Here is a 3,175-nt window from a genome sequence, read left to right as displayed (position 1 = left end):
CGGTAGAGCTGGCGCCAGTTGAACAGCAAATTGTCATTGATACCGTTATCCCGTGCCAGCTTGGCAATGGATACGCCGGGCTGGAGCGCCTGCTCAACCAGCTTAATTTTAAAGTCCAGCGGGAAATTGGGATGACGTCTTRAGGGTTTTGGTGGGGTTTGTTTCATGAATTGCGCCCATTNAAAAAATAATGGACATCATCTTTAATAACTTGATGGGGAATTAACAGACGGCGCTGGGCGTACGCTTACCAAAATATCGATATGGCCGAAGACCGCCACCGCCTGAGCGATAACCCCCGGGATGACCGCGGTATCGCTCAGATCGGCTTTGATGGAGAGAAAGCGGCAACCGCGTGACTCCACCTGCCGTAGTGTCTCGTCAGGCTCAACGATATTGACGCCGACGATATCACAGCCGGCCTCCGCCAACCCGATGGCCATACCTTGGCCCAGTCCGGTATCACAATCGGTAATGACCGCGACTTTTCCCTGTAATGCAAAACGTTCCAAGATCATAATGCCACCTTACTGTACGCGGCCAGGCAGGCCGCCGGTGTTAACGTATCTGCAGCCGGGCCGGCCGCAGGGGAATTAGCGCAATTCGCTGACCTTGAGGTGATCCATATCGTCAAAAACCTGGTTTTCGCCGACCATCCCCCAAATAAAGGTATAATTCTTGGTGCCGGCCCCGGCGTGGATTGACCAACTGGGTGAGATCACCGCCTGCTGATTGCGCACGACCAGATGACGGGTTTCCTGCGGCTGGCCCATCATATGGAATACCGCTGTCTCGGGGTCCATATTGAAATAGAAATACACCTCCATCCGCCGCTCATGGGTGTGGCAGGGCATGGTATTCCACAAATTGCCCTCCGCCAGTTTGGTTAACCCCATCGTAAGCTGACAGGTCGGCAGCACATCCGGAACGATGAATTTATGGATTGTCCGGCGATTTCTGGTGACGTTGTCACCTATGGTTTGCGACGTGGCCTCGGCCAGGGTGATCTTGCGGCTGGGATAGGCGGTATGCGCCGGCGCGCTATTGTAGTAGTACAGCGCCGGCTGCCCGGCGCTAATGCTCTCAAAGCGGATATCCCGCGCGCCTTGGCCGACATACAGCGCTTCTTCATGCCCGATTTCATAACGGGTACCGTCGACCGCCACCACCCCCGTGCCGCCAATATTGATAACGCCCAATTCTCGACGCTCCAGGAAATAACTGACCCCCAGCCGCTTACCGACGTCATCGCCGAGGGTGACCCGGCCCCGTCACCGGCTGGATGCCGCCAACGATAATGCGGTCAATATGGCTATAGGTCATGGTGTACTGGTCGGCGACAAAAATCTGCTCGATAAGGAACTCGCGACGCAGCCCCTCGGTATCCAGATGGTTGGCGTGATCGCTATGAATGCTTTGACGAACCTGCATGGTGAAGCCTCTCTCGTGGTAATCAGCGGGCATAGGCCCGGTAAGCGCGGTCGCAGAAAGCGCAAACGGCGAGTCGTTGCGTGACGTTTCTGTGCCGCGAAGGGGTCCTCATCATAAAACCGTCGTGACGACAATTCAATAATATTAAAATAATGTTTTATTTTTTTAGAGCGGCCATGCATTTTTGCGGTTCGGCTAGGGGAACGCGGCGGGTTCGGTTTACAATTGCCCCTATACCCTTTGCGCCCGCGGCGCAGAAAAACGATGAGGAGTGATATGAAAACGTTCTACCTGGATGATGAAACCCATTGGGAAACGCTGGGCGCGGGCATTAAGCGTAAGGTGATGACCTGGAGCGATAAATTGATGATGGTCTGCGTGCATTTCGCCCAAGGCGCGGTGGGGACGCCGCACAAGCACGAGATTCACGATCAGATTGCCTATGTGGGCGGCGGGGCGCTTTGAGGTCACCATCGACGGCGAAACGCGCATTCTCGTCGCCGGTGACGCCTACCGCGCGGTGAAAGGACAGTTGCACGGGGTGGTCGCACTGGACGACAGCAGCGTGCTTGTCGACACGTTTAGCCCCAAGCGCGACGATTTCCTGTCCTCGCGGTAAATCAGAGGAGATGTGCCGCTTCCAGGGCCAGCAGCGACGGCAGCCGCACCGGCGCCAGACACCAGCGCGGGTCGTCGCGCAGACCGGCATCCGGCACGACTATCGAGCGCATGCGCGCCGCCCGGGTGGCAATCATGCCGTTGAAGGAATCCTCCAGGGTGGAACAGCGCATCGGCTCGACGTCCAGGCCGGCGGCGGCGCGCAGATACACTTCCGGGTGCGGCTTGCTGTAGGGCAACAGTTCCGCCGATGCGATGAAGTGGAAATAGTGACGCAGCGTAAACATGTCCAACACCCGTTCCAGCATAAACATTGGCGAGGCCGACGCCAGACCGATTTTTAACCCGCATTCCGCCGCCAGCGTCAGGGCCTGCCGTACGCCGGGCAGCAAGGGCCGCTGCTGCTCGATCATGCTTAACGCGCGTTCAATGATGCGCTCGCTAACCTCGCCCCGCGACGGTCCTTGCCAGGGCGAAGCTTGATACCAGAGATCCACCACCTCATTAATCCGTAATCCCAGCGTGTCGGGCAGGGTGGCGGCGAGGGAGCTCGCTTTGCCCAATTCGGCGAATACCGCCAGCTCCGCTTGGTACCACAGCGGTTCGGAGTCAATAATCAGGCCATCCATGTCAAAGATAACCGCTTGTTGCCTGGGGGGTGAAACCATAACGAAACCTTTCCTGTAGTGAACGTAGGGCGCGCGCGCCAGAATCACAGCGCGAGCAATAGCGACAGCATAAAGGGCTTTTTAAGAAAACAGTAAAGCAAATAAAGTAAATTATAGATAAACTTAAGCCAATCGGACCTGCGTCGTTTAATCAAGGGGAGCACATGACGTATCAGCAAGCCGGCCGCCTGGCGGTTGTTAAGCGGTATTGAAATTTATCGAGCAACATAGCAGTCCGAATCAAGGCATTAATGCGGTCATAAGCGACTTTTTTCATGTCATTATCGATATGATGCGCTTCAATACCCCATTTTTAAAGTAAGCGTACGCCCCGCGCCGTCTGTTAATTCCCCATCAAGTTATTAAAGATGATGTCCATTATTTTTTTAATGGGCGCAATTCATGAAACAAACCCCACCAAAACCCTCAAGACGTCGTCCCAATTTCCCGCTGGACTT

At 55.4% G+C, this 3,175-nt stretch carries 1 protein-coding gene and 5 pseudogenes; 2 read left to right on the top strand and 4 right to left on the bottom strand.

The window, feature by feature from the left end; all coding sequences use genetic code 11:
- The 3 pseudogenes from ACMX3H_RS17870 to kduI all read right to left on the bottom strand — a co-directional run.
- Nucleotides 1-137: pseudogene (locus ACMX3H_RS17870) on the bottom strand (transposase); the annotation flags it as partial.
- A 108-nt stretch (nt 138-245) separates the two neighbouring features.
- Nucleotides 246-518 (bottom strand): annotated as a pseudogene (locus tag ACMX3H_RS17865) (SDR family NAD(P)-dependent oxidoreductase); the annotation flags it as partial.
- Between the two features lie 75 nt (nt 519-593).
- Nucleotides 594-1,431 (bottom strand): annotated as a pseudogene (gene kduI, locus ACMX3H_RS17860) (5-dehydro-4-deoxy-D-glucuronate isomerase).
- Nucleotides 1,432-1,707: 276 nt separating this feature from the next.
- Here kduI and ACMX3H_RS17855 point away from each other — a divergent pair.
- Nucleotides 1,708-2,050 (top strand): annotated as a pseudogene (locus tag ACMX3H_RS17855) (cupin domain-containing protein).
- 1 nt (nt 2,051) lies between these two features.
- Here ACMX3H_RS17855 and hxpB read toward each other — a convergent pair.
- Nucleotides 2,052-2,717: a hexitol phosphatase HxpB gene (hxpB, locus tag ACMX3H_RS17850; protein ID WP_415211758.1), complete on the bottom strand. Its 666-nt coding sequence runs from the start codon at nt 2,715-2,717 to the stop codon at nt 2,052-2,054.
- A 164-nt stretch (nt 2,718-2,881) separates the two neighbouring features.
- Between hxpB and ACMX3H_RS17845 the strand changes: the two are divergent.
- Nucleotides 2,882-3,033, top strand: a pseudogene (locus ACMX3H_RS17845) (YniB family protein); the annotation flags it as partial.
- Nucleotides 3,034-3,175: the final 142 nt, after the last annotated feature.

Origin of the sequence: Sodalis sp. (in: enterobacteria) (assembly GCF_047607725.1) — a bacterium.
Classification (GTDB): domain Bacteria; phylum Pseudomonadota; class Gammaproteobacteria; order Enterobacterales; family Enterobacteriaceae; genus JBLKSS01.
The sequence above is the reverse complement of the archived record's forward strand: the minus strand, read 5'-3'. Positions and strand labels throughout refer to the sequence as shown.